At 32.0% G+C, this 25,600-nt stretch carries 26 protein-coding genes; 14 read left to right on the top strand and 12 right to left on the bottom strand.

The genetic code is table 11. The annotated features are described in order from the left end of the window. The first annotated feature begins 83 nt into the window (after positions 1 to 83). Positions 84 to 713 (top strand): 16S rRNA (guanine(527)-N(7))-methyltransferase RsmG, encoded by a 630-nt coding sequence (rsmG, locus tag ACKTTR_RS14380; protein WP_408028489.1) that lies wholly within the window; start codon positions 84 to 86, stop codon positions 711 to 713. On the opposite strand, the gene ACKTTR_RS14375 is transcribed toward rsmG, so the two are convergent. From ACKTTR_RS14375 to chrA, 5 genes are all read right to left on the bottom strand, one after another. Next, positions 710 to 1,336, bottom strand: coding sequence for an arsenate-mycothiol transferase ArsC (locus tag ACKTTR_RS14375; RefSeq protein WP_408028488.1), 627 nt, complete (start codon positions 1,334 to 1,336; stop codon positions 710 to 712). The genes rsmG and ACKTTR_RS14375 overlap by 4 nt on opposite strands. A gap of 1 nt (position 1,337) precedes the next feature. Beyond that, a complete protein-coding gene (locus tag ACKTTR_RS14370; protein WP_408028487.1) occupies positions 1,338 to 1,805 on the bottom strand; it encodes a DUF6428 family protein in 468 nt (155 codons plus the stop codon). Between the two features lie 48 nt (positions 1,806 to 1,853). After that, positions 1,854 to 2,183, bottom strand: coding sequence for an ArsR/SmtB family transcription factor (locus ACKTTR_RS14365; protein WP_133534951.1), 330 nt, complete (start codon positions 2,181 to 2,183; stop codon positions 1,854 to 1,856). A 78-nt stretch (positions 2,184 to 2,261) separates the two neighbouring features. Further along, the gene (locus ACKTTR_RS14360; protein ID WP_408028486.1) at positions 2,262 to 3,494 is read right to left on the bottom strand and encodes a DEAD/DEAH box helicase; all 1,233 of its coding nucleotides are present in this window, start codon (positions 3,492 to 3,494) and stop codon (positions 2,262 to 2,264) included. Between the two features lie 48 nt (positions 3,495 to 3,542). After that, entirely contained in the window at positions 3,543 to 4,664 is a 1,122-nt protein-coding gene (gene chrA / locus ACKTTR_RS14355; RefSeq protein WP_408028485.1) for a chromate efflux transporter, read from the bottom strand. Between the two features lie 155 nt (positions 4,665 to 4,819). On the opposite strand from chrA, the gene ACKTTR_RS14350 reads away from it, so the two are divergent. After that, entirely contained in the window at positions 4,820 to 5,455 is a 636-nt protein-coding gene (locus tag ACKTTR_RS14350; protein WP_408028484.1) for a YceI family protein, read from the top strand. 55 nt (positions 5,456 to 5,510) lie between these two features. Here ACKTTR_RS14350 and ACKTTR_RS14345 read toward each other — a convergent pair whose 3' ends face one another. Continuing rightward, on the bottom strand, positions 5,511 to 6,071 hold the full coding sequence (locus ACKTTR_RS14345; protein ID WP_408028483.1) for a hypothetical protein: 561 nt from the start codon (positions 6,069 to 6,071) through the stop codon (positions 5,511 to 5,513). 87 nt (positions 6,072 to 6,158) lie between these two features. After that, positions 6,159 to 7,070 (bottom strand): glutaminase, encoded by a 912-nt coding sequence (locus ACKTTR_RS14340; protein WP_408028482.1) that lies wholly within the window; start codon positions 7,068 to 7,070, stop codon positions 6,159 to 6,161. Positions 7,071 to 7,394: 324 nt separating this feature from the next. On the opposite strand from ACKTTR_RS14340, the gene ACKTTR_RS14335 reads away from it, so the two are divergent. Further along, positions 7,395 to 7,781: a hypothetical protein gene (locus tag ACKTTR_RS14335; protein ID WP_408028481.1), complete on the top strand. Its 387-nt coding sequence runs from the start codon at positions 7,395 to 7,397 to the stop codon at positions 7,779 to 7,781. 92 nt (positions 7,782 to 7,873) lie between these two features. Here ACKTTR_RS14335 and pruA read toward each other — a convergent pair whose 3' ends face one another. Beyond that, positions 7,874 to 9,499: an L-glutamate gamma-semialdehyde dehydrogenase gene (gene pruA / locus ACKTTR_RS14330; protein ID WP_408028480.1), complete on the bottom strand. Its 1,626-nt coding sequence runs from the start codon at positions 9,497 to 9,499 to the stop codon at positions 7,874 to 7,876. A 141-nt stretch (positions 9,500 to 9,640) separates the two neighbouring features. Between pruA and ACKTTR_RS14325 the strand changes: the two genes are divergently transcribed. The 4 genes from ACKTTR_RS14325 to ACKTTR_RS14310 are packed head-to-tail and all read left to right on the top strand — an operon-like array spanning position 9,641 to position 14,190. Continuing rightward, positions 9,641 to 10,357, top strand: a complete 717-nt coding sequence (locus ACKTTR_RS14325) for an NRDE family protein (protein ID WP_408028479.1) — start codon at positions 9,641 to 9,643, stop codon at positions 10,355 to 10,357. Between the two features lie 35 nt (positions 10,358 to 10,392). Then, positions 10,393 to 11,064 carry a hypothetical protein gene (locus ACKTTR_RS14320; protein WP_408028478.1) on the top strand — a complete coding sequence of 224 codons (672 nt, stop codon included), beginning with the start codon at positions 10,393 to 10,395 and terminating at the stop codon, positions 11,062 to 11,064. 7 nt (positions 11,065 to 11,071) lie between these two features. Next, positions 11,072 to 12,856: a hypothetical protein gene (locus ACKTTR_RS14315; RefSeq protein ID WP_408028477.1), complete on the top strand. Its 1,785-nt coding sequence runs from the start codon at positions 11,072 to 11,074 to the stop codon at positions 12,854 to 12,856. Positions 12,857 to 12,861: 5 nt separating this feature from the next. Beyond that, positions 12,862 to 14,190 carry a hypothetical protein gene (locus ACKTTR_RS14310; protein WP_408028476.1) on the top strand — a complete coding sequence of 443 codons (1,329 nt, stop codon included), beginning with the start codon at positions 12,862 to 12,864 and terminating at the stop codon, positions 14,188 to 14,190. Here ACKTTR_RS14310 and ACKTTR_RS14305 read toward each other — a convergent pair. From ACKTTR_RS14305 to ACKTTR_RS14295, 3 genes are read right to left on the bottom strand one after another with little or no spacing between them, the layout of a single operon-like run. Next, positions 14,187 to 15,299 carry a DUF3667 domain-containing protein gene (locus ACKTTR_RS14305; protein ID WP_408028475.1) on the bottom strand — a complete coding sequence of 371 codons (1,113 nt, stop codon included), beginning with the start codon at positions 15,297 to 15,299 and terminating at the stop codon, positions 14,187 to 14,189. The genes ACKTTR_RS14310 and ACKTTR_RS14305 overlap by 4 nt on opposite strands. Beyond that, entirely contained in the window at positions 15,299 to 15,685 is a 387-nt protein-coding gene (gene apaG, locus ACKTTR_RS14300; protein WP_408028474.1) for a Co2+/Mg2+ efflux protein ApaG, read from the bottom strand. Before apaG ends, ACKTTR_RS14305 begins: the two co-directional genes overlap by 1 nt. A 51-nt stretch (positions 15,686 to 15,736) precedes the next feature. Next, positions 15,737 to 16,969 carry a type IX secretion system plug protein gene (locus ACKTTR_RS14295; protein WP_408028473.1) on the bottom strand — a complete coding sequence of 411 codons (1,233 nt, stop codon included), beginning with the start codon at positions 16,967 to 16,969 and terminating at the stop codon, positions 15,737 to 15,739. Positions 16,970 to 17,131: 162 nt separating this feature from the next. Between ACKTTR_RS14295 and ACKTTR_RS14290 the strand changes: the two genes are divergently transcribed. From ACKTTR_RS14290 to nqrF, 6 genes are read left to right on the top strand one after another with little or no spacing between them, the layout of a single operon-like run. Next, entirely contained in the window at positions 17,132 to 18,484 is a 1,353-nt protein-coding gene (locus ACKTTR_RS14290; protein ID WP_408028472.1) for a Na(+)-translocating NADH-quinone reductase subunit A, read from the top strand. Positions 18,485 to 18,487: 3 nt separating this feature from the next. Then, positions 18,488 to 19,693: an NADH:ubiquinone reductase (Na(+)-transporting) subunit B gene (locus ACKTTR_RS14285; protein ID WP_408028471.1), complete on the top strand. Its 1,206-nt coding sequence runs from the start codon at positions 18,488 to 18,490 to the stop codon at positions 19,691 to 19,693. A gap of 2 nt (positions 19,694 to 19,695) precedes the next feature. Next, a complete protein-coding gene (locus tag ACKTTR_RS14280) occupies positions 19,696 to 20,436 on the top strand; it encodes a Na(+)-translocating NADH-quinone reductase subunit C (protein WP_408028470.1) in 741 nt (246 codons plus the stop codon). Between the two features lie 2 nt (positions 20,437 to 20,438). Next, complete coding sequence (locus ACKTTR_RS14275; protein WP_099215191.1) at positions 20,439 to 21,083, top strand: NADH:ubiquinone reductase (Na(+)-transporting) subunit D; 645 nt, start codon at positions 20,439 to 20,441, stop codon at positions 21,081 to 21,083. 31 nt (positions 21,084 to 21,114) lie between these two features. Next, positions 21,115 to 21,864 (top strand): NADH:ubiquinone reductase (Na(+)-transporting) subunit E, encoded by a 750-nt coding sequence (nqrE, locus tag ACKTTR_RS14270; RefSeq protein ID WP_330487977.1) that lies wholly within the window; start codon positions 21,115 to 21,117, stop codon positions 21,862 to 21,864. Continuing rightward, complete coding sequence (nqrF, locus tag ACKTTR_RS14265) at positions 21,864 to 23,180, top strand: NADH:ubiquinone reductase (Na(+)-transporting) subunit F (protein ID WP_408028469.1); 1,317 nt, start codon at positions 21,864 to 21,866, stop codon at positions 23,178 to 23,180. Before nqrE ends, nqrF begins: the two co-directional genes overlap by 1 nt. A 118-nt stretch (positions 23,181 to 23,298) precedes the next feature. On the opposite strand, the gene ACKTTR_RS14260 is transcribed toward nqrF, so the two are convergent. After that, a complete protein-coding gene (locus ACKTTR_RS14260) occupies positions 23,299 to 23,760 on the bottom strand; it encodes a Na(+)-translocating NADH-quinone reductase subunit F (protein ID WP_408028468.1) in 462 nt (153 codons plus the stop codon). A 165-nt stretch (positions 23,761 to 23,925) separates the two neighbouring features. Here ACKTTR_RS14260 and ACKTTR_RS14255 point away from each other — a divergent pair, with 165 nt between their 5' ends. Further along, positions 23,926 to 25,596 (top strand): tetratricopeptide repeat protein, encoded by a 1,671-nt coding sequence (locus tag ACKTTR_RS14255; RefSeq protein WP_408028467.1) that lies wholly within the window; start codon positions 23,926 to 23,928, stop codon positions 25,594 to 25,596. The last annotated feature ends 4 nt before the right edge of the window (positions 25,597 to 25,600 follow it).

Raw genomic sequence — 25,600 nt, 5'->3', positions numbered from 1 at the left:
CTTTTTAACTAGATTAATATCTTTTACATAAAAATTAACAATACCAATTAGTTTTTTATTTTTGCAACGGAAAAAATCACTTCATGGAACTTATTAAAAAATACTTTGACAATTTATCAGAAACGCAGTTAGAACAATTCTCTAAGTTGCAAGAATTATACCAAGACTGGAATTTAAAAATTAATGTCGTTTCTCGTAAAGATATTGATGAGTTGTATTTACGTCATGTTTTACATTCGCTAGGAATTGCAAAAGTTATGGAGTTTAAAGCTGGAGCCAAAGTAATGGATGTAGGTACTGGTGGTGGTTTTCCAGGAATTCCGTTAGCTATTTTATTTCCTGAAACTCAATTTCACTTGGTTGATTCTATCGGAAAAAAAATTAAAGTAGTAAATGAAGTTGCTGAAGGCTTAGGTTTACAGAATGTAAAAACGACTCACGGGCGTGTTGAAGAAGTGGATGATACGTATGATTTTATTGTAAGTAGAGCTGTGGCACAAATGGAAACATTTCATCGTTGGGTGAAAAATAAAGTACACAAGAAGCAAAATCATGCACTTAAAAATGGGATTTTATATTTAAAAGGTGGTGACCTTACGGAAGAACTTGCGAACTTCCCTAAAGCCACCATTTATGATTTACCAGACTTTTTTGAAGAAGATTTCTTCGAAACTAAAAAAGTGGTGCATTTACCTATGAAATATAAAGGTTAAGCTTTTACAGTAGAAAAAACATAGTGCATTTCAGCAGCAATTTCTAAACTGCGCTCTAAGTATTTTTCTTTTTCTAAAGATGTTCCGTCATATAGTTTAGGGTCTTCATAAGTAACAGGTACTCTTTTATCTGCACCAGCAATAAAAGGACATCCTTCATCAGCTTGTGAACAAGTCATTATGGCACCAAAAGCTGAGGTTGGATTAAAGTCATCGTCATACTTTTTAGAAAAACCTATAATAGGAGGTATATTATCAGCATACTTTACCGCGTAAATATGATTTGTTTCATCAGATAATTGTTGAATTTTAAATCCGTTATCAACTAATGTTTTTACCACTGTTGAATTCATAGCGGTAGCTTCTGTACCACCAGAATAAGTGTTTACATTTGGTATTTGATAGTGATACGCCATGGTTTGTGCCCATACTTGCGATAAATGACTTCTTCTGGAGTTGTGTGTGCAAATAAAATTTAGGCTTATCATCTCCTTATTCTCCAGTTTTTCCTGAATGTAATTTACAAGCGGTTGTAAAACTTCTTTTCGTTCTTCCGAAACAGTTGGTAAACTAGAAATAGTTTTCTGTAGTTCAGAAAACAGAGTTGAGGTTCTTGCTTTCATATTAACAACATCCTGAGTTAGGTTCACATGCAGTTTGTTTTTGTAAATCAGATAATTTTACTCTTGGTTTTTCTTGTGGAATTCCGCAGTTATCTTTCGCTAAACAATCTGTTTGTTTTGTAGTTAATAAAAAGTTGGTTCCGTCAAAATCCAATCCGTATTTACCAATAGTACTTCCTTGATATTCCACTTCAATTTCTAAATCAGGAATGTTTAATACTTTTTCTGATAATTCAATAATATGGATTAATTTTTCCGGGTGTAAACGATGATCATAATCATTAGCATTCCATAATTGGAAGTTTACAACTTCTTCATTTCTAACTACACCACCACAATCGATAAAATTTTTGGTGATTTTCCCTACTTCTGTTACGTGAAAATGATTTGGAACTAAGCTACCGTCAGGTAATTCAAAAGCAATAGTTTTTAATGTGCTTAAATGTTGTTTGATTTCTGATAGTTTCATGGTCTTTAATATTTATTGTAATATTACGATTAATAGATTCAAATTTTTTTAGCAACAACTCTGGTTATTCATATCAAGGTTTAAAAAAGAAGAAAGTAAGGTTTTAATTTCTTTCCATGTTGATGGATTGATGCAATAGCAAACGCTAGTTCCTTCAATAGTTCCTTTAATGATACCAACTTTTTTTAATTCTTTTAAATGCTGCGAAATAGTAGGTTGCGCCAAACCGATTTCATTTACCAAATCACCACAAACACAAGAATTCAATTTGAATAAGTGTTGTATAATAGCAATACGAGCTGGGTGCCCTAACACTTTTGCAATCGTAGCTAATTGATTTTGCTCTTCAGTAAATATTTCTGATTTGGTTAATCCCATTGATTCATTATTATATTGCAATATTACGATTAATAAATAAAATACCAATTATTTTTAGTGTTATTTTTTATAAAAAGTTTAATACCAGCGTTTTTTCTTCTTTTTAGAAGCTTCTGATTTTCTTCCTTTTTTGTGTTTACTAACAGTGTTGGGTTGTTTTTTCTTCTTTGGTTTTGCTAAAGGGAATGGATGGTCTTCTACAATTTTTATAGTTCTATCCATAAATTCTTGAATAGCTTTGATGTAAGAAGTTTCATCGGCACTACATAAAGAAAAGGCAATTCCAGATTTACCAGCTCTACCTGTTCTACCAATTCTGTGTACGTACGTTTCTGGAATGTTAGGTAAGTCAACATTAATTACAGCATCTACTTTGCTAACGTCAATTCCACGAGCAGCAACATCCGTAGCAATTAAAATATTGGCTTTGTTATTTTTGAAATCTTCTATAGCTTGGTTTCGTAAGTTTTGCGACTTATCACCATGTACGCTGGTTGCTTTGTATCCGTTTTTTTGAAGTGTTTTCTCTAACTTATCAACTCCAAATTTGGTACGACGAAATATAATAATACGACCTTTTATGGTGTTGCGTAATAAGTGCAAACACAAATCGACTTTGTGTTTTTTAGGGGTGTAGTATAGTAACTGACCAATGTTTTTAGAAGTAGTTTCCGCAGGTGAAATATCTACTTTTTCAGGATTGCGTAGCATTGATTTTGCTAAATCGTTTACCTTATCAGGCATCGTTGCAGAAAACAGTAAGGTTTGCTTTTTACGCGGACACAATTCTTCAATTTTTTGAACATCTTCAATAAAGCCCATGTCTAGCATTAAATCAGCTTCATCTAACACCAATGTTTTTAGTTGACGAACATCAATACTACCTTGTTTATGTAAGTCGATAAAACGACCAGGGGTAGCAATTAAAATATCGACACCTTTTTCTAAAACATCTTTTTGTGGCTGTGTGGCAACACCACCATAAATAACCGTAGTTCTTAAATTAGTGTATTTGCTGTAGCTTTTAAAGTTTTCTTGAATTTGAATCGCTAATTCACGAGTAGGGCTTACTACTAATGCTTTTATCTTTTTAGCTCTTTTTTCAACATCAGCTTCTTCAGAAAGCTCTTGAATAATAGGCAACGCAAAAGCAGCTGTTTTACCTGTACCTGTTTGAGCAGCTACAATCACATCTTTTTTATTAAGTACTAACGGAATTACTTCTTGTTGTACTAAAGTTGGTTTGTGGTGTCTTTCTTCGGTAAGTGCTTTTAAGATAGACTTGCTAAGTTGTAGGTCTGAAAACTGCATCAAATATTTTTTTGCAAAGGTAGGCTAAAAGGAATGATATTATAAGGTTTACCAATAAGTTAAAATATATCCTAACATAGCGCCTCCTAAAACGATAAAAGCACTGTTTAATTTTTTTAAATAAAAAACAGCTACTAGGCTTATAATAGCAATAACAATAGTACGCCAATCAGTTATGGTATCTTTTGCCATTTCAATACATACAGCAATTATCAGAGCCACGGCAGCTACATTTACAGCATCTAGAATAGCACCAATAAGCTTCGATTTCCTCATTTTAGGAATCAACGGATTTAAAACTAAAACAAAAAAGAAGGATGGTAAAAATATCCCTACAGTTGCTGCAAGTGCGCCAGTTATTCCATTCATTTGCCAACCAATAAAAGTAGCGGTAGATAAAACAGGGCCTGGAGTTATTTGTCCTACAGCAACTGCATCTATTAGTACTTGTCTTGAAAGCCATCCGTTAGCGACCAATTCTGCATCTAAAAAAGCAAATAATACATAACCGCTTCCATATAAAATTGCTCCAACTTTTAAAAAGGTAAATAAAATTTTTAGATTGTTGGCTTGAAGCGTTTCACTTGCCTGAAATAAAAAAAATGGAAGTATGCTGGTTAAATTATTACGGTTTTGGTTGAAAAAATAGAGTAGCGCACCTAGTATGCCACAGCCAAATAAAGCTGCTATTTCGTTAACGCCTAAAAGGCAAGCAACTAAAGTGATTAACCCTAAAATAGCTAAGGATGTATTTTTTACAGCTTTTTTACCTAGTCGATAAGCTGCCATAACAATAATGGTTATTACTGCGGGTTTTATTCCGTAAATAAAAGGCTCAACTTTAGGAAGCTGACCATATTCTTGGTATAACCACGCTACTATTGATGTAATTACTACGGCAGGAAAAATAAAACAAAAGCCAGCTACAATTAACCCTTTCCAACCAGCTCTTTCATGTCCGCAATGCATGGTCATTTCAGTAGAGTTTGGTCCTGGTATTAAATTAGTAGCTCCCATTAAATCTAGAAAATGTTGCTGAGTCATCCATTTTCTTTTTTTAACAACTTCATCTTCCATCATGGCAATATGCGCAGCAGGTCCACCAAAAGCAATACAACCTAGTTTAAAAAATAGTTTGGCGACTTCTTTAAGTTGAGTTTTTTGAGACATTTTAAAGTGTTAGAAAAATAGGCTTTAGTAGTTTTTGGAGGTAAATTTAAATAAAAGTACACTGGTTAAAGCTTTTTTACACTTTTTTGACAATTGATTTACACTTTTAACGGAAGCTTGCGATAGTTTTGATGAAAACTTTAAATACGAATATTATGAAAACCATTAAAAATAGAATTTTGTTAGTTGGGGCATTGCTAACTATAGTTTTGGTAAGCGGATTTGCTAAAAGTACTTCAACAACTACAACAAAAGAAAAAACGGTAGCAACAGAAACCAAAGAAAATAAGACCATCAATATGTTTGTAACACACGGACATTGTAGTACGCCATTTGGAGGAATTGTAGACGATTTAAAAGTAGCTATTCCTGTACGAATGGATGCTGGAAACCCGTTAGAAAACATGCGTATTTCTTTTGAGGTTGATCCAAACTCATTTAAAGCATGTAGAGGTGATGTGGCTGATTTAACCAAAAGAGTTAAAACCAAAGGAGTATTTATTAGCGATAATAATGAGAAAATAAGGTTTAAAACGACCAATGTGTACGTGATGGGAGTAGATTGGTATCAAATTAACGGTGTAATGTCTATTAAAGGAGTTGAAAGAGAAGTGAAGTTTTTCGCAACAGGAATTAGAAATTCATACGAAAGCATGTCTAGCGAACTGGTATTACAAGGTCAAGTAAATTTATTGGATTGGGGTATTGATTATGATAAGTTAGTAAACGGACAATCATTAGACGTTCCTACAAAATGGTTGTACTTGAATATGAAAATTGAGTTGAGTTAATAGAAGTAAAAAGCCTATAATCTTTTAAATTTTGTAGGCTTCTTATCAATGGTTTTTATAAGTATTTTATTGATTTGATATCTTTAGACATGAGCTTTTCCCAAGTAACATACCCTAGGCTATCATCATTAATGTAAGTTACCCAATTGATACCACAATTTTTACATTTAAAAACTTCGGAATAATGATAAGGGTCGTTAACCCAACCAATTTTATCTAAATTTTTTATGTTAGGAGTTTTATTGAATTTAAGAGCTAATTGACATTCACATTGCAAACTTGAAGATTTTTTATTCCGCTCATAATTAACTTCTTCAATGATGTGTTTAAGTTTTGAAATGATAAATATACCTCCGTTGTTGAGAGATTTTGGAGGGAAAAAATGTATGCTTTTTCCTTCAATTTTAAGAGATGAAAAGACCTTTTGGTAAGAATCAATAATATTATTAATGTTGCTTGTGTCTAAATCTTTGTTTTTTTTGATAATTGTTCTAAAATGTTCAATAAGCTCTTTATATTCTCTTACTTGCTCAAGGTAATCTAGATTGTTAAACGTTTCCCAATCATACATTATTACTTTTTTTAAATATAGAGTAATCTCTTTTGAAAATTTCATTATTGCATATTTTTACTAAAATAACCCTTATAGATAACCCAAGTTCAAAGCCAGTTATTTTAACTTAAAACAGATAAAAAATCAAACCTAAAAAATAGATTGTTCAGAAAGGGTAGTAAATTCTTCTAAAAAACGCATTCCTCTGTAGGAATTTCCTTTTTTGTTCAATTTAGGGCTCCATACTGCAATGGCATACTGGTTAGGATGTATGGCAATAATTCCGCCACCAACACCACTTTTTCCTGCGAGTCCAACTTTAAAAGCAAACTCACCAGACTCGTCATAAAACCCACAGGTTTGCATCAACGCATTAATCCTTTTTGATTGACTTTTGGTTAATATTTGCTCACTTTGTCTTGTTTTTCCGTTATTGGCTAAGAAGAAAAATAATTCAGAAAGTTGTTCGCAAGTCAGTTCCAACGAGCATAAATCGAAATAGAAATCTAGCACTACTTCAGGGTCGTTGTAAATGTTTCCGTAAGACTTAATAAAATTACATAAGGCAACGTTTCTGTAGCCTACCGATTTTTCAGAAGCTGCAATTTTTGCTGAGTAGTCAATGTCTTTATTGATAGAAAGACTTTTAATGAAATTCAATAAATCTTCCTTCGGGTTTACCAAACTGCTAATTAAAATATCGGCAATAACAATAGCACCTGCATTGATAAACGGGTTCCTAGGAATACCATTATCCGTTTCCAGTTGTATCAATGAGTTAAAACTATTACCAGAAGGTTCTACACCTAATCTGTCCCATATAGATTCACCAAGATGCTTATACGCCAAACAAAGTGATAATACTTTAGCAATACTTTGAATTGAAAACTTTTCTTGAAAGTTTCCTAAACCAAAATTAGTATTAGCAACTGTTGAAATATGTACGCCAAATTTTTCAGAATCAATCGTAGCTAATTCAGGAATATACGTAGCTAACTCACCTACATTCTCAATAGGAGCTATTTTTTGATATACAGTTTCAAGTATTTCTTTGTAATTCATTGTTTCTAAACACTAATATGTGTTAAACGAAATTAGTTGAATTCTGTTTGAAAACAAAAAAGAAAGTAACTACTTCATTTATACTGTTTTAAAACGTATTCATGACTGATTATCAGTGTTTTGTGGTGTTTTTTGAAAATTGAGTTTCTTTATTTTTGAACTTAGCATTGTCGAAAAGAAGTGCTATTAAAGCAAAAGGTCTAAATAAATGATTATAGAGATATAAAATGAAAAAGGTTTAGTAGTACTATGAATTTTTAAAGGTGGAATCCGAAAAACCTATTATAAATAGAGTAGGAAATTAACTAACCAAATTTTTATATTATGTCAAGTATAGCATTAGAAGCTCTTGGAGCAGAAGTAGGTAAATACCTTAGTCATGCCAACGATCAAGTATGGCTTCAAAATGGAGTTCAAGGAAAAGGAGAAGTTTTCGAACTTAAAAAATTGAAAAATAATCGTGTAGCCTTGGAATGTAAAGGAGCTGAGAAAGGAAAGTATCTTAGTCATGCATTTGGTAAATTATGGTTGCAAGATGGTGTGCAAGGAGAAGGAGAAGAATGGATAATGAAAGATCATGGAAAAGGAAATGTATCTTTTGATTGTTTAGGAAAAGAAACAGGAAAAACACTTAGCCATGCCTTTGATAAAATGTGGCTTCAAGATGGATATCAAGGAGAAGGAGAGTTGTGGGCTAAAAAAGCCGAGTAAAAACTTTTCTTCTTGAAGGATAATAAAAAAAGCAACCTCATTTGAGGTTGCTTTTAATTTATATAAAGATTCCTTGTTCGGAATTTCTTTTCTTATCCTAAGAAAGGGTAACGGTAATCTACAGGAGAAACAAAAGTTTCTTTGATTAAACGAGGAGATACCCAACGTAATAAGTTTTGAGCAGATCCTGCTTTATCGTTTGTTCCTGAAGCTCTAGCTCCACCAAATGGTTGTTGTCCTACAACAGCTCCTGTTGGCTTATCGTTTACATAGAAGTTACCAGCACAGTTTTCTAAAGCTTTAGTAGCTTCAGCAACCGCATAACGATCTGTAGAGAATACAGCACCAGTTAAAGCGTATTCAGAAGTTTCGTCAACTAATTTTAACGTATCAGCCCAATCTGCATCTTCGTATACATAAATAGTTACTACAGGACCGAATAATTCAGTTTCCATAGTAGTGTATTTAGGGTTAGTAGTTAAGATAACAGTTGGCTCAATAAAGTATCCTTTTGACTTATCGTAGTTACCACCAGCAAAAATCTCAGCATCAGCATCAGCTTTAGCTTGGTCAATATATTTTGCTAATTTATCAAAAGAACCTTCGTGAATTACCGCAGTAATAAAGTTGCTCATGTCTTCTGGAGAACCCATTTTAAAAGAAGCGATATCTTCTTTTACATAGTTCAACGTTTCTTCAGCTAACGATTTTGGTAAATATACTCTTGAAGCTGCAGAACATTTTTGACCTTGGAATTCAAAAGCACCACGAGAAATACCTGTAGCTACTTGTTTTGGATTTGCAGAAGGGTGTGCAATGATAAAATCTTTACCACCAGTTTCTCCTACAATTCTTGGGTATGTTTTGTAGGTGTGAATGTTTTCACCAATCTTTTTCCATAACTCCTTAAATACATAAGTAGAACCTGTAAAGTGGATTCCAGCAAAATCAGGTGATGATAAAACTACATCAGTAATTTCAACAGGATCACCATAAATTACATTGATAACACCGTCTGGTACACCAGCTTCTTTAAATACATCTACAATTACTTTAGCAGAGAAAATTTGGCTATCAGATGGTTTCCATACTACAACGTTCCCCATCATTGCAGCTGATGCAGGTAAGTTTGCAGCAATTGCAGTAAAGTTAAATGGAGTAATTGCATATACAAATCCTTCTAACGGACGGTACTCAACACGGTTCCAAATTCCGTCGTCAGAGTTTGGTTGCTCGTTGTAGATTTCAGACATATACTCTACGTTAAAACGTAAAAAGTCAATTAACTCACAAGCAGCATCAATCTCAGCTTGGTGAACAGTTTTAGATTGCGCAATCATTGTTGCAGCATTAATCTTCGCACGGTATGGACCAGCAATTAACTCAGCAGCACGTAAAAAGATAGCAGCTCTTTGTTCCCAAGGCATTTGTGCCCACTCAGTACGAGCTTCTAAAGCATTAGCAATAGCTTTTTCAGCATGAGATCTATCTCCAATATGATATTGACCTACCACGTGTTGGTGATCGTGTGGAGGAGTCATATTACGAGTATTCCCTGTTCTAACTTCTTCGTTACCGATGTACATTGGTACATCAACAGATCCGTTAAAATATTCTTTGTATTGTTTAGAAACGGCTTCGCGCTCTGGAGATCCAGGAGCATATCCTTTTACCGGTTCGTTAATGGCAGTTGGTACGTGAAAAAATCCTTTTCCCATTTGTATGTTGTTTGTTGAATTAAATTTCTTTCTTTGTTATTGAAAAAGTCCAATAATGAACTTTCTTAAATGACAAAGTTACGGTTATTTTAGGAATATTTAAATGGACATAAGGCTGGAATTATATAAAAGGAAAACAACATGTGTACGGTAACTTATTTACCTTTAGGGAATAATGATTTTATATTAACTTCAAATAGAGATGAAGACCCGAAACGAAAAACTATTGTACCAAAAACGTATTTAGAAGATGGGGTAAAGTTAACTTATCCTAAAGATGAACTTGCAGGTGGTACGTGGATTGGTTTAAGTGAAAAAAGTAGATTGATTTGCTTGTTAAATGGAGGTTTTACAAAACATAAAAGAGCTGAATCTTACCGAATGAGTAGAGGAGTTATTGTAAAACAATTATTAAAAGTTGAAGATCCTGTTGAAATCATAAATCACTTTGATTTTGAAGGAATTGAACCTTTTACAATTGTTTTGGTTGATTGGAGTAAGAGTTTACAAGCGTATGAATTGGTTTGGGATGGGGATAAAAAACATTTTCAAGAGTTAAGTAATGAACCTAAAATTTGGTCGTCATCTACACTATATACTGATGAAATGAAGCAGCTAAGAAAAGAGTGGTTTGCAGATTGGTTGTCAAATAACAAAGAGTTTCATCAATCGGACATTGTTAATTTTCATCAAGATGAAACAAGAGGTAGTAAAGAAATTTCATTAAAAATGAAACGTCATAATGTAGAGACCGTTAGTGTAACTTCAGTTATAAAAAATGAAAAGCAACTTACAATGAGTTACTACGACTTACATTCAAATATTAACAAAATAGAGGCAGAAATCATTCGCTTGTAATAAAAGCTATTTAATATCTTTGCAAAAAAGTTTTTATGAATAAAAGAGTATTACTACTATTTTCTGTAATTTCTATTTTTTTATTTACAAGTTGTTTTGAGTTTGTTGAAGAGGTAACTTTTAATAAAGATGGTTCTGGAAGTGCTGTGTTAACCATTAACCTAAGTAAAAGTAAAACAAAGTTAGCCTCTATAATGTTGCTCGATAGTATAAATGGTTATAAAGTACCTTCAAAAGTAACCATAAGAAAAAAAGTACAAGAAATAGTTTCTAAAATTAAAGGAACAAAAGGAGTTCATAACGTGAAAAACACGTTAGATTTTAATGAGTTTATTGTTACAGTTTCGTGTGATTTTGATAATGTGGAAGCTTTAAATGAGGTAATAGCTAATTTTAGCTCAAAGAAACATATAGAAGCTATTAAAAAGAATAAACATTTTACCTTTAATGAAAAGAGTAAAACATTTACACGTAGTCATCATTTTGATTTAGGAAAAGAGTTCAGAAAAACAAAAAATCAAGATCGTAAAGTGTTTGAAACTGCAACTTATACAAGTGTTTATAGGTTTGAAACACCTATAAAATCAACTGAAAATAATCAAGCAAGAATATCAAAAAGCAAAAAAGCTATTATGCTGCATTTACAAGCACAAGACATTATAGCAAACAAGCAAACAATCAAAAATAAAATACAATTAGAGAATTAAATTTAGGATGAAAAAAATTATTGCTACACTACTGTTATTAAACATATTTATAGCAGCTGTTCAGGCTCAGAAATTAGAGTCTAAAATACCTAACAATGTAGATGTGTTAGTTTCTGCAAATGCGGAAAACTTATTTAAGTTGATAAAAGTATCAGATATTGACGAAAGTGCTATTGGAAAAGAAATTTTAAAAGATTTAAACAGAGGTAAAAATATTAATAGAGTAGAATCTGTGGTTGAGTCAGAAGAAGGTGAAAAGAAAGAAGACTCAAAAGAAATAGAGGAGAGGGATAAAGTGTCTTCAGTAGCTAATGCAGGTATAGATATTAAATCAAACGCTTATTATTTCTTTACTAAAACAGACAGTATTTCATACCATAACTTTTATGTGGAATTGAAAGATAGAGAGTTGTTTGAGTCAATGTTAAGTAAACGAAATAAGAAGAAGATAAGAAGAATGGAAGGCTACAATATTATTGAAGGACGTAGCGATATTAGAATTTGGAATGATGATTATCTTTTACTAGTGAATGGAGATGTTTCTAGAGGTTATTTCTCAACTCACAAAGAGCGTTTAGATAAACTAAGAGAAGAGAAAGAGTTTACTTATTCATTTAGAAAAAGAATAGGTAAAGGCTGGACAAAAAAGTATGTGCTAGACTTATTCAATAAGAATGTTATTAGTTCTATTGCTTCTAATAAAAAGTTTCAAAAGAGTAAAAAGAAAAATGCATCAGCAACACTTTGGGTTCGTAATTATGGTATGTTAATGACAGATTTATTCAAGTCTTTTGGTAGCTCTTTGTATCCTTTGTATGCAGATGTAGGAAATCAAAATATTTATGGTGTTGAAGAAGTAACTGCTAATTTATTTTTTGATAAAAGCGATGCAAGAATTTTATTAGATATGTCGGTTAGCCCAGATATGAAGAAATCTTTTAAAAAGATTTATAATAAAAGAATGAGTCGTAATCTAGTAAATAGCTTTGATCACGATAAAGCATTAGCATTTTGGAGTATTTCTATAGATACTGAAGAAACATTAAAGCAATATCCTGAATTATTGAATAAGATGTACGGAGGTATTTTGCCTAAGTTTCAAGAAGAAATGGAAATTGTAGGAGATTTATTTTCTTTAGTTATAGATGAAGAAGCTGTTGGAAGATTAATTACAGGTGATGCTCTTTTAGTGTTGAATGATTTTTCTAAAGAAGAAGTAGAGTATACTACTTACAAGTATGATGAAGATTATAAGCGTAAAGAAGTAACGAAAACTAAAGAAGAGTTTGTTCCTGATTTTACGTTAATGATTGGTTCAGAAGAAGAAGATTTATTGAATAAGTTTTTCAAATTAGGAGAAAAGCATAAAGCTGTTGAAATTGAAAATAACGTAGTAAAGTTTAAAACTAAAAAGTCTGATATACCATTTAACCTATATTCTGTAGTTAAAAATGACGTATTGTACTTAACAACCTCAGAAACTAATGCGTTAAGTATTGCTAGAGGAAATAATAATTTTAATACTAAAAAACACAGTAAATTAGTTAGAGATAACTCAACAGTGTTTTATGTTGATGTAAATGCTGTTTTAAATAAGATTCCTAATGAGTGGATGAGTAAATCTGAAAAAGAAGCAATGCGTTTTTCAACTGATAATTTAAACGATGGAGTATTTAGAGTGTCTAGAATGAAAGGAAATACCATTTCTTCTGAATTGAAAATCTCTACACAAGGAACAGAAGAAAATACCTTAAAATTATTGTTAGAATTTATCAATGCAGTAGCGAAGTAAGCTAAATGATAAAAAGAATAGCATATATACTTATAATAGTATGCTGTATTATAGTTACGGTTGGGTTTTTTAGATATAATCCAACCGTAATTTATGGAAAAAAAGTACCAACTTCAGCTGAAACGGTAGTTTATCTCAACCTTCGAGAAATAGAGTATAACATACTTCTTAGTTTTTTAAAACACCCATTTTCTCAGTTAGACTTTAAAAAATCTTCAACTACAAAAGAGGAAAAGAAAACAACGTTGTTGGATGAGGTAGAAGTGCCTAATAGTTTGTTTTTATATACCAATACACGAGAGTTTAAAGACTTTTTTATCAGTAGTCCAATATCCGTAAAGCAAAATTTTATAGACGCTTTAAAAGAAGAGAAGTTTATAGTGCAAAATGTTAGTAAGACTACAGTTTATAGCAAAGGGATCTTAAGTTGCGTAGTGAAAGATAACTCATTGCAATTGTTATTTAAAAAACATAAAAAGGCACAAATATCACCCGAGTTATTATTAGCATTAAATCATAAAAGTTATTTTTCTAAAAACGATTTAATTTTTGAAAAAATAAAGAGTAGCGAAGTGCCTGTGGCTGTAAGTACTTTAGAAGGAGGCTTTTTTGAGTTCGTTGTAGATGGAGGTAGTTTAAGAATTCAAGGTGAGTTGAGTAAGGAAAATGACTTGTTTAAACCATTTAGAGCAGCATCAGTAGCTGGTTCGATAATAAGTGTGTCAGGAAAGCTAAATACCGAAATAGTGGCTAATGAATTAGATGAGGTTCTAAAGAAAAAGTTTAAAGAGTTTACAACATTGTCGTTAGATTCTATTACGGGTAAATGGGATGGAGTGGTAGAAGGAAACCTTACTTCTTTTATAGAAAAATCAGATACTATTGTAACTTATGAGTATGATGATGATTTTAATAAGGTTGAAAAGAAGGAAATTCAGAATACAATAACCCCTGAGGTGACTTTAGAGTTACAAGGAGAAGATTTGTGCAGTTATCTAAAAGAAAAAGAGGTGATAAAGAGGGTTGAGAATGAAGATTTATTAACATTAATGCCTTTGTTTACTACTTATAGTTTTTGTAAAGAAGATGGCTTAAAATTTGCTTCCGTAAAGGGGCAAAAATTGATCAAAGAAACTGATGGAAATAATAAGTTTTATTTCCTGTTTAATATTGCTGACTATCAACAAAAAGACAGAGGTATTTATTCTTTTAGAAGCAAATACCTAGATAAAGTAAATACAATACAGCTATTGGTAACTAATAACAATCAGTTAAAAGCAGCTGTAGAGTTAAAAGACACTTCAAAAAACTTCTTTTTACAACTATTGAATTAATACAAAGCAAAGGCAGCAAACGATATAGCAATAGATCCTAGCATAGCTAGTATAAAAAACATGGTATTAGCTAGTGTATACTTTATAAATGTCTTAAAATACCCTTGATTGTAAAATCTTTTCATGGCTATAAATAAATAAATCATGAAGAGCAGTAAGAAAACAGGCAGGAAGCTGCTAGAATGTTTAAAAAAGTCTATAATGTAAAAAATAGAAAACAGAAGAAAGAGAACGGTTTGTACATGGAATACAAAAACAAGATGCTCTACGTATGTATACCTTCTTCTAAGGTAAATAAACTTTAAAAACAAGGTGAACATTGGTAGCAGTATAAATAGCGCAATAGAGGCATACGATAGTAATTGACGGAAAAATTTCTTTGCCTCATCTTTATCTAAAAATATTGAGTTAAAAACTTTTGCACGTGAATACCAAAAGCGATTGCTAAAATTTTTCTCCAACTTCAGGCTATCCAAAGCAGGGTCAATAGGGACTTTAGGATGTGCCTTTTGAAATTTCATAAACTTTACTATTTCAAAGGAATCATTAAAGTCAGTCTTGGTTGGTTTTTGTTCAGAATTATACGAAACTGATGTGGAATCAAGTTTGGCGTTAGTCTTTTTTGCTTCAATAGAATCTTGCTCTTCAAGTTGTTTGAAAACCACATCTTGAATAGAATCTAAGTCAACCTCGATAGGTTCGTTATTGTTGTTGTTTAATTTAATTTGAGAGCTGTTGTTTGATGATTTACCAATTCTTAATTCTTCAAATTTCTTATAACTATCGGTTAAACTTATAATTAAAAAAAAGATAATAGAAGTAGCTAAATAAAACCGAAACGGATTGGTGTATCTTACTCTTTTACCTTCGATATAGTCTTTTGAAACTTTACCTGGATTTATTAATAGGGGGATAAGTGTTCGCCAAAACTTAGTATCTAAAGAGAAGAAGCCAGCAAAAAGCTCACGAAGAAAAACGCTTAGGGTAATTTTTTTGCCTCTATTTTTTTGCCCGCATTCAGGGCAGAATTTTTCATTATTAGTAAAAGGGTGTCCGCAGTTTAAACAGTTGGCATCTCTTACAACTGGAACTTTATTTTTTTTAATCATTAGTTTAAAATAGCAGTAGTGGTTAGTTGAAAAGTTGGAATAATTACTAAAAATTCTTCAAGTGTTTCTACGTTAATCATTTTGTAGTTGCCTCCCATAGCACCTGTGGTAGAAAGTAAAAAACAATTAGATCTGTAATTATAAATATCGTTAGGTTTTAAAGTTGGTGTTTCTCCAACAACACCTTCTCCTTCTACATATTCAGTGTTGTTAAGAGCGTCAAAAATAACCCAAAAACGTTCTAGTAGTTTAACGGTGTCTTTCGATTTATTTTCTATAGAAATATAATAACTAAAAGCATAGTACTGTCGATGCCCTCTGTAAACAGAGCCTCTAAAAGATGTTTTTACAGAAATCTTAATGCCTTTTGTTACTTGCTGAAACATATGATAAAGATAGTTCTTTTTCAGTTTTTAGTCAATGTTTCTATACATACCTTACCTGTTTTGGTTAAAAAAGCCATATCCAACACCAATTACTCTGTCATAAATTTCGCCAAAAGGTTTGTAGTAAACAATTACAGTGTACTCATTTTCGGTTTGGTAAAAAGAACCGTCAATTTCATGTAGGTTAATATTTTTATTACTGTCTAAAGTAATATAACCATAGTTGTAAAAGCCTTGCTTAAAAGGAAGTGTAGCTTTGTAAATTCTCTGAGAGGAATCGTAAACCATTTTGTTTTCTTCAGATAATTCGTAATTGTTAAATGCGCCATAAACATAAACATCTTTGTTTTCGTAAGGTTCAAAAGCTTCTAAAGAAAAATGAACTAAAGAATAATCAGCTTCGGTATTATCTCTATCATCAACAACATCTCGTTCTGTGGTTCTAACCACAAACTGTCCATTGATGTCGGGGTTGTAAGTGTATATTTTATCAGTGCGTGGTTCGTCTGTGTAAAGATAGCTGTGATATAGGTTTTTACGTTCTACTCTAGCAACATTTAAACTAGAGTTTCGTATAAATTTTGTGTCAAAGTTTAAAAATTCGTTTCCACCCCAAAAATTAGTTTTTATAGTGTGATTGTATAATAATTGCTGAGGTTTAATAAATATAGGCTGGAGATTGGTTATAGCAGTATTCCAATTGTGATTTTGAAATAATGCAACATTAATTTCTTGAGACGGAGTATTGATTTGTAAACCTGGGTGATTAACGGAAAATTGAATGGTTTGTTGTTGGTTGGTTGTTGCTGCATTTCTGCTTCTAAAAGCGGCAACACCAACAGTAGTAATATCTTCGTAAAACACACAGCGTCTGGTAAAAACAACTTCGTAGTTTTCATCTATAACAGAAATTAGATAATTACCACTTTTGGTGATAATTGTATTTTGATTTGGGATTTCTACAGAGTAGTGTGTGTAGGGTTGGAGTGTGTTAAAAGAATTGGTAAAATTGATAATCTCATTTTGTTCGAAACCTTCAATATATTGATTACTTGTCATTGAGCTAGGTTTCCAATCATGAGTCATGTGCTCAATTTTATATTGGTACTGTTTACTGTCAGTATCTAAATCGTCAAAAGACAACTTTAAAACATCTCCTAAACGAGTAATTGGAGCATAAAAATTAGGGTTATTTTTAGGTCGTAATTGTATAGTTTTTATGTTTTGAGCAAAGGTCGAAACAACTAATAAAAAGGCAATTAAGGATAGTTCTTTTTTTATCATGATGTAACAAAAGTATCAAAATATAAGCCAAAGACAAGATTTTTATTTAGAATAAATATAAATAATAAGGTTTCGTAAAGATAAAAATGTTTTTGTTCTGCAAAGGGATTCAAAATTTTTAAATTTGCGTGTTTTTTAAGAAAATCAAATTAATCAGTTCCTATGTCAAAAGACATCCGTATTAAGAAAGGCTTGGACATCAAGCTAGTTGGCGAGGCAGAACAAGTAACTACCGAACTTCAATTAGGTAGTGTGTTTGCAGTAAAGCCAGATGATTTTCACGGCGTTATTCCTAAAATTTTAGCAAAAGAAGGTACAGAAGTAAAAGCAGGTGAAGCACTTTTTTATTCAAAAAGTGATGAGCGTATTTTATTCCCTAGCCCTGTTAGTGGTAAAGTTACAGAAATCGTTCGTGGAGCACGAAGAAAAGTTTTAGCAATTAAAATCACTGCTGATGCACAGCAGGAATACAAAGATTTTGGTAAAAAAGATGTAGACGCAATGTCTGGAGAAGAGGTGAAAAACCACTTGTTTGCTTCAGGTTGTTGGCCGTTTGTAAAACAGCGTCCGTACGACGTGGTTGCAAACCCTAATCAGGCACCAAAAGCAATTTTTGTATCAGCCTACGCAAGTGCACCTTTAGCAGCTGATTATGATTATGCGTTAAAAGGCAAAGAAGCAGAATTACAAGCAGCTTTAACAGCGTTAACAAAATTAACAGCTGGTAAAGTACATGTTTCTGTTGCTAAAAACTCAACACTATCACCGTTTAAAGACGTGAAAGGAGTTGAGCTACATAAAGTTTCAGGACCACACCCAGTAGGAAATGTAAGTACACAAATAGCACAAATTGATCCTATTAACAAAGGAGAAGTTGTGTGGGTAGTTACACCTCAAGACTTAGTAGTAATAGGAGAGTTATTATTAACTGGAAAGTTTAATATTACTCGTACGATTGCATTAGCAGGATCTAAATTTAACAAACCACAGTACGTAACTGCAAAGGCAGGAGCGCAAATAGCAGATGTTGTTAAAGGAAATTTAGACGCTAATAATGCTCGTGTAATTAGTGGAAATGTTTTAAGTGGTTTAGAAGTTAAAGAAGACGATTTCTTAGGATATTACGATAACTTAATTACAGCTATCCCAGAAGGAGATGACTATGAGTTGTTTGGGTGGAATAAGCCAGTTTTTAATAAAATATCTACTTCTAGAGCATTAACTTTTTCTTGGTTAAATCCAAAGAAAAAATATGATTTAGATACGAATACTAACGGAGAACATAGAGCATTTGTAGTAACAGGTTCTTATGAAGAAATCTTCCCGTTAGATATCTATCCGATGCAATTATTAAAAGCTTGTATGTATAAAGATCTTGACGAAATGGAAGGATTAGGAGCTTACGAAATTGCACCAGAAGATTTTGCGTTAACAGAATTTATTTGTGTGTCGAAACAACCTCACCAAAAAATAATTCGTGAAGGATTAGATTTAATGAGAGAAGAATTAGGATAAGATATGGGCTTAAAACAAAACTTACATAATTTAAAAAAGAAGTATGAAGGAACTAAAATAGCTCCGCTATTTAATGGTTTTCATACGTTCTTATATATGCCGAATGAGACTACTCATGGAGGAACTCACATTAAGTCGGCAGATGATCTTAAACGTACGATGAATACAGTAATCATGGCATTAATTCCATGTTTAATATTCGGTATGTTTAATGCAGGATATCAGCATAATCTTCAAATAGAAGCCGTTTCAAACGCAACTGGTTTCTTTTCTGGAGAATTCTGGAATATGGATAACTTACTAATCGGTTTAGTTAAAATATTACCATTAGTAATTGTATCATATGTTGTTGGTTTAGCAATAGAATTTATTTTCTGTATAATCAAAGGACATGAGATAGAAGAAGGGTACTTGGTAACAGGAATGTTAGTTCCGTTAATTGTACCTGTAGATTTACCATTATGGATGTTAGCAGTAGCGGTAGCATTTGGAGTTGTAATTGGTAAAGAAGTATTTGGAGGAACAGGGATGAATATCTTAAACCCAGCCTTAACGATTCGTGCATTCTTATTCTTCGCATATCCAACATGGATGTCTGGAGATAAAGTATGGGTTGAAGGAGCTGTAGAAGCTGCTGGAACAGCTGATGCTATTTCAGGAGAGACAATCTTAGGAAGTTTAGCACAGTCACAACCATTAAACTATTCAGTTTCTGATATGTTCTTTGGGTTTATTCCAGGTTCGGTAGGAGAAACATCAACATTATTAATTTTATTAGGGGCTTTATTCTTAATCTTTACAAAGATTGGAAGCTGGAGAATTATGTTATCTGCAGTTATTGGGGCTTTAGTAATGGGATTCATCTTCAATCAAGTAGTTGATATGGGATGGATTGGTGAAACAAGCAAGTTTTACGGATTAATGAGCTTAGATTTTTGGAAGCATTTATTAATTGGAGGTTTTGCATTTGGTGCAGTATATATGGCAACTGACCCAGTAACAGCATCGCAAACTAACAAAGGAAAATGGATTTATGGGTTCTTAATTGGATTTGTTTCAATTATGATTCGTGTATTCAATCCAGCATACCCAGAAGGAGTAATGTTAGCAATTTTATTAATGAATGTATTTGCTCCAACAATTGATCATTACGTAGTTCAAGGTAATGTTAAGAGAAGATTAAAACGTTTAAAAGCTAAAACTGCCTAATTATGAGTAAGAAGACAGATAGTAATTTATATACGGTACTTTTCGCCATAGGAATGGTGTTAGTAGTAGGTGCGTTGTTAGCTTTTACAGCGTCATCACTTCGCCCAACAATCGATGCTAATAAACGTATCGAGAAGCAGCAAAACATTTTGTATGCAATGGGAGTTAACGAAAATGATGAAACAAGTGTAGAGTTTGTTTCAAAAGATAAAGTAGCAGAAGAGTTTGCTAAATACATTAAAAAGCAATTAGTAATTGAAGGAGATAACGTTTCTGAAGATGCTAAAGCTTATTTAATTGATGTAAAAAAACAACAAACAGCAGCTAAAGAAGGTAAAACAAGAAAATTACCATTATTTGTAGGTGAAAAGGAAGGAAAAACTTTCTATATCGCTCCAATTAGAGGTAAAGGTCTTTGGGATGCTATTTGGGGTTATGTTGCAATGGATAAAAATATGGTAGTTCAAGGAGTATTCTTCGATCATAAAGGAGAAACACCAGGTTTAGGAGCTAACATTAAGCAACGTTACTTTATGGACGATTTTATTGGAGAAGATTTAATGAACAACGGTTCTTTTAAAGGAATTGCAGTTTCTAAGTCTAACAACGATCCAAAGAATGAAGATAAAAATGATAACGAGGTAGATGCAATTGCAGGAGCAACTATTACTGGTGACGGGGTAGCTGCAATGCTTAAATCAGAATTAGCATTATACGTACCTTACTTTAAAACATTAAAATAATTATGGGACTTTTATCAAAAAAAGACGCAGCATTAATTACTGATCCATTAGCAGATAATAACCCAATTACAATTCAGGTATTAGGTATTTGTTCTGCATTAGCAATTACAGCAGAGTTAAAAGCTTCTATTGTAATGTCTATATCAGTATTATTTGTATTAGGAGTAGGGAATGTAGTGATCTCGTTAATGAGAAATATTATTCCATCAAAAATTAGAATTATTGTACAGTTAATCGTAGTAGCTACATTAGTAATTATTGTAGACCAAGTATTAAAAGCATTTGCGTACGATTTAAGTAAAACCTTATCGGTATTTATTGGGTTAATTATTACCAACTGTATTATTATGGGACGTTTTGAAGCATTTGCTTTAGGTAACGGACCATGGAGATCGTTTTTAGATGGAATAGGAAATGCTTTAGGGTATGCAGTAATCTTAATTATTGTAGGATTCTTTAGAGAGTTATTCGGTTCAGGTACTTTATTAGGATTTAAAGTATTAGGGGATCCTATCGAGAAAACAGGATTGTATGCTTTAGGATATGAAAACAACGGATTTATGTTATTGTCACCAATGGCATTAATTGTTGTAGGTATTATTATTTGGGTACAACGTACAAGAAATAAAGCATTAGTAGAAGACTAGCCTAGGTTAGTGTTCATTAAAAATATAGAAAATGGAACATATAGAATTATTTTTCAAATCGATATTTATAGATAACATGGTATTTGCTACCTTCTTAGGAATGTGTTCATACCTTGCTGTATCTAAAAAAGTATCAACAGCCGTAGGTTTAGGAGCTGCAGTAATTTTTGTATTAGCAGTAACAGTACCAGTAAACTGGTTGTTAGATCAATACTTATTACAGCCTGGAGCTTTAAAATGGTTAGGAGAAGAGTATGTAGATTATGACTTAAGTTTCTTATCATTTATCATGTTTATTGCAACGATTGCAACCATGGTACAATTAGTAGAAATTATTGTTGAAAAATTTGCACCAGCATTATATAACTCTCTAGGTATTTTCTTACCATTAATTGCGGTAAACTGTGCAATTTTAGGAGGATCTTTATTTATGCAATCTCGTGAAATTCCAACATTAGGTTTATCATTTACTTATGGTATTGGTTCAGGTATTGGATGGTTTTTAGCAATTTTAGCAATTGCTGCTATTCGTGAAAAAATCAGATATTCTTCTGTACCACCAGCATTAAGAGGGTTAGGAATTACATTCATTATTACAGGTTTAATGGCTATCGGATTTATGAGTTTCGGTGGAATGTTAACAGGAGGTGATGATGCAGGTAAAAAGGAAGAAACTGCTGAAGTTAAGGTTGAAAAGAAAGAAGTAGAAGAAAAGGTAGTAGAGAAGACTGAAGAGAAGGCAGAAGAATTAGCTAATAACACTAAAGAAATTACAGAATAATGGTATTTTTAGAAGTAAGCACAGGAGGAACAGTTGCTATTACAGTATTAGCGTTTTTAACGGTAATCTTAGTTTTAGTAGCCTTATTATTATTTGTAAAACAAAAATTAGCACCATCTGGACCTGTAAAAATTACAATCAATGGTGAAAAAACAATAGAAGTAGCATCAGGAGGAACTTTATTATCTACTTTAGGTAATGAAAAAATCTTCTTACCATCAGCTTGTGGTGGTGGTGGTTCTTGTGTACAATGTGAGTGTCATGTAAATTCAGGTGGAGGAGAAGCTTTACCTACAGAAACACCACACTTTACACGTAAAGAATTACAAAACGGTATCCGTTTAGCATGTCAGGTAAAAGTAAAGCAAGATATGGATATCTCTATTCCAGAAGAAATTTTCGGAATTAAGAAATGGGAAGCAACTGTTGTAAGAAACTATAACGTAGCAACATTTATTAAGGAGTTTGTAGTTGAGATTCCAGAAGAAATGGATTATAAAGCAGGTGGGTATATTCAAATTGAAATACCACCATGTGAAGTAAAATATGCTGATATGGATATTTCTGCACATCCACAAGATCATCCAGGTGAACCTGATAAATTTGAAGCTGATTGGGATAAATTTAACCTAAGGCCATTAGTAATGAAGAATGAAGAAACTGTAGAGAGAGCATACTCTATGGCTTCTTATCCAGCAGAAGGAAGAGAAATCATGTTAAATGTTCGTGTAGCAACACCTCCTTTCGACCGCGCTAAAGGTGGATGGATGGATGTAAATCCAGGGGTGGCATCTTCGTATATTTTTAATCAAAAGCCAGGAGATAAAGTAACTATTTCTGGACCTTATGGTGAATTTTTCATCAATGATTCTGAAGCTGAAATGTTATATGTAGGTGGTGGAGCTGGTATGGCACCAATGCGTTCACATATTTATCATTTATTTAGAACTTTAAAGACTGGTAGAAAAGTAACATACTGGTACGGAGGTCGTTCTAAAGCAGAGTTATTCTACATTCACTACTTTAGAGCGTTAGAAAAAGACTTTCCAAACTTTAAATTCTACTTGGCATTATCTGAGCCATTAGAAGAAGATAACTGGAAGGTTAAAAAAGATATTAATGATGAAAGCGGAGATGGTTTTGTTGGGTTTATTCACCAAGTTGTAATAGACCAATATTTATCTAAACATGAAAGTCCTGAGGATTTAGAATTATATTTCTGTGGACCACCATTAATGAACAAAGCAGTACAAAAAATGGGTGAAGATTTTGGTCTAGATGACGAAAACATTCGTTTTGATGACTTTGGAGGATAGAAACATAGTACTTCATATATATTATAAAACCGATACAAATTTGTATCGGTTTTTTTATACTTAAAAAGAGAAGGTTTAGATGTCATGAATACGAAACAACGTTTTTAGCAAAATAATGTTATTCATAAATTACATCGAACCTATAAACAGGATTATCTCTCTCATATTCAAAAACTCTAGCATAATCCATAACGTTAGCTATGCTTTCTAGTTCACATAAATGTGAAACTACAGCGCATAAACCATTAAATAATCTTTCTTTATCGGTCGGGTTTTGAGGTTTTGGGTTATAATGACACAAAGGAACAGTAAAACCGCATGCTTCTAAAAACACCTTTTCAATCTGTAGTAATTCAAGTGGGGTGTAACCATTAAATTTTCTGCCCAAATTTTGATGAACCCTACCTACATAGCTTAGTTGTAATGAACCATGACCATTTGTTAGATGTTTCCAACTATCTCGATTGTCTAATATATTTCCAACCGCACATGCTGAACAACATTCAGGATTCAATTCATTATTATGAAAAGCATTATAAAGTTTTATTAGTGCTTGTTCTAATCGTTTAGGTATATCCATAATCAAAAAGGGTTTACTCCCTTAAATATACAAAATATAGGGTTAAGTTGTTGTTTTTGAGTATTTGATGTATGTTTTGTTTGAGTAGATTTGAGTATAAAATATGCTTTTTGAGTAATTATCAAGATCAAAATGTATTTTTGCGAAAACAACTACTACATTATTATGCCGAAATTTTCTAGCTATGTATATAACATAGTAATCGTACTATTAACAACTTCATCTTCAATCATAGCACAATCAAGAGATAATGTTTTTAAAGAACTAATGTCTCAAATTAAAACGTCAGTTTCAGATTCTGCTCGTATTCATTATAAAATAGAGTTGACCAAGTATATACTTAATCGAGATATAGATACAGCTAAAATATTGGCTAATGAAGTTGTAGAAACGTTAGAAAGAAACAAGTATAGAACCTTATATTTTGAAGGAAAAAAAGCAGAGGCAATTAATTATTTAGCTATTATCGAGGCTAAACAAAGTTTTCCAGAAAAAGCATTATCTAAGTATTTAGAAGCTCTTAAGATTAGTAAAAGTATTAAAGATTCTACTATGCTTGGATTGACTGTGCATAACCTAGGAATGTTCTATAGAAGACAAAAAGAATATAGTAAAGCTAAAGCATATTTTAAAGAAGCTATCAGAATAAAAGAGCGGATAGTTGATAATCCTAATAATGTGGCCAAATCTTACAATATGCTTGGGGTTACTCATTTTTATGAAAAACAATATGATTCAGCATTTGCTAGGTATAGTAAAGCCAAAGAAATATATACATCTAAACAAGACATAGCAAAAGTAAATGGAAATTTAGCACTGTTATATTATTCTTCTAAACAATATGACAAAGCAATTAAGGTCTTTCAGGAAAACATAAAAACTTTTAGAGAATTAGGTTTATTAAATGAGTTAAGTACTGCTTATTTAAACCTAGCAGCTTCCCATAATGGGATGAAAAATTATAATAAAGCAATTGTAAGTTTGGATAGTGCTATTACTATTTCTAAAAAAATAAAGCATAAAGAACTTTTACGCAAACAGTATTACAGTCGTAGCTCTGTTTATAAAACCACAGGTAATTTTGAACGCGCTCTGGAGGATTATACATTGTACAAAGCTTACAATGATTCGTTAAATAATATAAAAAAGGCAAAACGACTTATAGCCTTAGAGTTGAATTATAAATTTGAAAAAGAAAAACTACAAACAGAATTAAAACTTCAAAGTGAAAAGGTAAAAAAGCAATGGTATTTAGTATTATTAATATTGTCTGTTACATCTGCAATAATAATATTTCTATTAATCAGAAAAAATGCAAAAAACCAGTTAGCACTTTCAACAAGAAAGTTAGAAAATGAGCAGCTGCAAAGAAAAACAGCGGAACAAGTTTTACAACTTAAAGAAGCTGAGCTTAAAAATGAGCACTTAAACAGTCAAATTAAACAAGAATATCAAGACCTTTTTATAAAAGAATTAAAGAGTATTTTAAGTATTGAGTCAGGAGAAAATAAAACCAAAGCAATTAAATCTCTTTTAGCATCTTTAAAATCTAAAAATATAGACTATAATACCTCATTAAGTTTAACAGAATATCTTGATAAGGTAAGTCCTAGTTTTAAAATAAAATTGAATACACATTTTTTATTTCTTAATGAAAAAGAAAAGAAGTTACTATACTTAATGAAGTTGGGTTTATCTACCAATGAAATTAAAGATTTGCAAAGTATAAGTTTAGCATCAGTAAAATCTACACGATATCGAATCAGAAAAAAATTACAGATTAACTCTGATGAGGATATCATAAATTATATAGAAAACTATAAGCCTAAAGAGTAGAGGT

The organism is Tenacibaculum litoreum (assembly GCF_964513915.1).
Taxonomy (GTDB): Bacteria; Bacteroidota; Bacteroidia; order Flavobacteriales; family Flavobacteriaceae; genus Polaribacter; species Polaribacter litoreum.
This window is presented reverse-complemented; position numbering and strand designations above follow the sequence as displayed.

What these genes read in the sequence shown, in the direction of transcription:
- ACKTTR_RS14290 (WP_408028472.1), top strand. Translation starts at nt 17,132, where the DNA reads ATGTCAAAAGACATCCGTATTAAGAAAGGCTTGGACATCAAGCTAGTT.
- ACKTTR_RS14260 (WP_408028468.1), bottom strand. Translation starts at nt 23,760, where the DNA reads ATGGATATACCTAAACGATTAGAACAAGCACTAATAAAACTTTATAAT.
- ACKTTR_RS14280 (WP_408028470.1), top strand. Translation starts at nt 19,696, where the DNA reads ATGAGTAAGAAGACAGATAGTAATTTATATACGGTACTTTTCGCCATA.
- ACKTTR_RS14365 (WP_133534951.1), bottom strand. Translation starts at nt 2,183, where the DNA reads ATGGGATTAACCAAATCAGAAATATTTACTGAAGAGCAAAATCAATTA.
- ACKTTR_RS14325 (WP_408028479.1), top strand. Translation starts at nt 9,641, where the DNA reads ATGTGTACGGTAACTTATTTACCTTTAGGGAATAATGATTTTATATTA.
- ACKTTR_RS14285 (WP_408028471.1), top strand. Translation starts at nt 18,488, where the DNA reads ATGGGCTTAAAACAAAACTTACATAATTTAAAAAAGAAGTATGAAGGA.
- ACKTTR_RS14275 (WP_099215191.1), top strand. Translation starts at nt 20,439, where the DNA reads ATGGGACTTTTATCAAAAAAAGACGCAGCATTAATTACTGATCCATTA.
- chrA (WP_408028485.1), bottom strand. Translation starts at nt 4,664, where the DNA reads ATGTCTCAAAAAACTCAACTTAAAGAAGTCGCCAAACTATTTTTTAAA.
- nqrE (WP_330487977.1), top strand. Translation starts at nt 21,115, where the DNA reads ATGGAACATATAGAATTATTTTTCAAATCGATATTTATAGATAACATG.
- ACKTTR_RS14370 (WP_408028487.1), bottom strand. Translation starts at nt 1,805, where the DNA reads ATGAAACTATCAGAAATCAAACAACATTTAAGCACATTAAAAACTATT.
- nqrF (WP_408028469.1), top strand. Translation starts at nt 21,864, where the DNA reads ATGGTATTTTTAGAAGTAAGCACAGGAGGAACAGTTGCTATTACAGTA.
- ACKTTR_RS14360 (WP_408028486.1), bottom strand. Translation starts at nt 3,494, where the DNA reads ATGCAGTTTTCAGACCTACAACTTAGCAAGTCTATCTTAAAAGCACTT.
- ACKTTR_RS14345 (WP_408028483.1), bottom strand. Translation starts at nt 6,071, where the DNA reads ATGAAATTTTCAAAAGAGATTACTCTATATTTAAAAAAAGTAATAATG.
- ACKTTR_RS14335 (WP_408028481.1), top strand. Translation starts at nt 7,395, where the DNA reads ATGTCAAGTATAGCATTAGAAGCTCTTGGAGCAGAAGTAGGTAAATAC.
- ACKTTR_RS14295 (WP_408028473.1), bottom strand. Translation starts at nt 16,969, where the DNA reads ATGATAAAAAAAGAACTATCCTTAATTGCCTTTTTATTAGTTGTTTCG.
- ACKTTR_RS14315 (WP_408028477.1), top strand. Translation starts at nt 11,072, where the DNA reads ATGAAAAAAATTATTGCTACACTACTGTTATTAAACATATTTATAGCA.
- rsmG (WP_408028489.1), top strand. Translation starts at nt 84, where the DNA reads ATGGAACTTATTAAAAAATACTTTGACAATTTATCAGAAACGCAGTTA.
- ACKTTR_RS14310 (WP_408028476.1), top strand. Translation starts at nt 12,862, where the DNA reads ATGATAAAAAGAATAGCATATATACTTATAATAGTATGCTGTATTATA.
- apaG (WP_408028474.1), bottom strand. Translation starts at nt 15,685, where the DNA reads ATGTTTCAGCAAGTAACAAAAGGCATTAAGATTTCTGTAAAAACATCT.
- ACKTTR_RS14305 (WP_408028475.1), bottom strand. Translation starts at nt 15,299, where the DNA reads ATGATTAAAAAAAATAAAGTTCCAGTTGTAAGAGATGCCAACTGTTTA.
- ACKTTR_RS14340 (WP_408028482.1), bottom strand. Translation starts at nt 7,070, where the DNA reads ATGAATTACAAAGAAATACTTGAAACTGTATATCAAAAAATAGCTCCT.
- pruA (WP_408028480.1), bottom strand. Translation starts at nt 9,499, where the DNA reads ATGGGAAAAGGATTTTTTCACGTACCAACTGCCATTAACGAACCGGTA.
- ACKTTR_RS14375 (WP_408028488.1), bottom strand. Translation starts at nt 1,336, where the DNA reads ATGAAAGCAAGAACCTCAACTCTGTTTTCTGAACTACAGAAAACTATT.
- ACKTTR_RS14350 (WP_408028484.1), top strand. Translation starts at nt 4,820, where the DNA reads ATGAAAACCATTAAAAATAGAATTTTGTTAGTTGGGGCATTGCTAACT.
- ACKTTR_RS14320 (WP_408028478.1), top strand. Translation starts at nt 10,393, where the DNA reads ATGAATAAAAGAGTATTACTACTATTTTCTGTAATTTCTATTTTTTTA.
- ACKTTR_RS14255 (WP_408028467.1), top strand. Translation starts at nt 23,926, where the DNA reads ATGCCGAAATTTTCTAGCTATGTATATAACATAGTAATCGTACTATTA.